The following is a 1,541-nucleotide window of genomic DNA, read 5'->3' on the forward strand; positions in this document are numbered from 1 at the left end:
TCAGCGAGGACGGTGTCGAATCCGAGAGAAAGGTGCCCTGTGACGTTCTCAAAGACCGCGTAGCGGGGTCGTAGAACGCGAAGGGCACAGACGATATGGGGCCAGAGGTGCCGGGCATCAGCGATCCCTTTCCGTAAGCCGCAGAAGCTGAAGGGCTGGCACGGGTAGCCCCCGCACAGCAGGTCGACCGGCTCCAGGCCCTGCCAGTCCAGGGCCGTGATGTCGCCCAGATTCGGGACCCGGGGAAGGCGGTGGGCCAGGATGCGGGACGCGCCGGGATCGTTGTCTGCGACCCATGCGAGCGATCCGCCGAAGACGGTCTGGACAGCCATGTCCAGGCCGCCGTAACCGGTGCACAGTGAACCGATCCGCAGCCCGCTCACGGGGCGGCTCCTTCAAGGGCCCGGGGCACCGGGGTGGAGGTGTCGCGAAGTTCCTGGTAGCGGGTGGAGACCCAGCCGGTGGACCAGCCGGTGAGCTCGGCCGCGGTCCGCACGGGCAGGCCGGCGTCGAAGGCGGCGCGGACGACCGCGCGGGCCCGGTCCTCCGGTTGCTTCTCGGCGGCCGGTCCAGTGGCCAGCAGCGCGGCCCGTTCACGCTCGGCCCGCTCAGCCCGCTCCTGGTGTTCACGGCGTTCACGGGCAGCGCGCTCCCGCTCCTCGCGGGCCCGTTGCTCGGCGCTCTCGCGTTCACGGCGTTCACGCTCGCGCTGCTGCTGTGCACGCTCCCGTTCAAGGCGTTCACGCTCGGCGCGTTCCTGGGCTTCCCGGTCCTGCGCGAGTTCCCTCTCCTCCCTCCGCGCATGGTCCTCGCGCTCGGCCCGCTCACGGGCGAGCCGGGCCTCGTGTTCGCGGCGTTCACGGTCGACCTGGGCCTCATGCTCGCGCTGTTCACGGGCAAGCCGGGCGTCGTGCTCGCGCTGCTCCCGCTCCCGGCGGACGGCCGCCTCGGCCCGGTCCTCAGCGGCCTTCTGCACCGCTTCGCGCCCAGCGCGCTGCCGGGCTTCCAGGGCTGTCACAGCGGCGGCGATGGCCCGCCGGTAGGCCAGTCCAGTCTCGGCGGTGACGATCAGGAGCAGCGGTGCTACCCCGTGCACGGCCACGCCGACCATGTCCTTCAGCAGCGCGGAGTCCGCGACGTTCAGGGCCAGGGTCATGCCGCCGGTCATCCACCGCAGCGCGACCGGCCACCGGCCACCGGACCCGCCGAGGCGGGCCAGGGCCGAGTCGAGCCAGACCACGATGACCACAGCGGCATCCACGACGAGCGGCAGGATCGGTGCCGTCCAGTCCCACGCGTCCGGGGTGTGGGAAGCCATGAGCGGGGTGACCGTGAGGACCGAGTAGAGCATGGCGCCGAAGACGATCAGCCACATCCCCACCGACAGAGCGCGCTCGGCTGAACGGATCTGATCAGCGTTCACCGGATGCCCGCCCCTCATGAACACCCCCACCACGAGTGGGGATCTGGGCGTAGCCGAGCAGACGCACTTGGGCGCCGGCGTAGCCGGTATCGGCCGTCAGCAAACGAGTGCGGCCACC

At 71.1% G+C, this 1,541-nt stretch carries 2 protein-coding genes; both read right to left on the reverse strand.

Features of this window, described 5'->3' with window-relative positions; translation table 11 throughout:
• Positions 1 to 383: DNA cytosine methyltransferase (locus tag ACZ303_RS31770; RefSeq protein ID WP_467343941.1), on the reverse strand; the 383-nt coding region annotated here is incomplete at its 3' end.
• On the reverse strand, positions 380 to 1,423 hold the full coding sequence (locus ACZ303_RS31775) for a DUF2637 domain-containing protein (protein WP_467343942.1): 1,044 nt from the start codon (positions 1,421 to 1,423) through the stop codon (positions 380 to 382). The genes ACZ303_RS31775 and ACZ303_RS31770, both read right to left, overlap by 4 nt.
• Between the last annotated feature and the right edge of the window lie 118 nt (positions 1,424 to 1,541).

This window comes from Streptomyces sp. NPDC023527, from assembly GCF_055560115.1.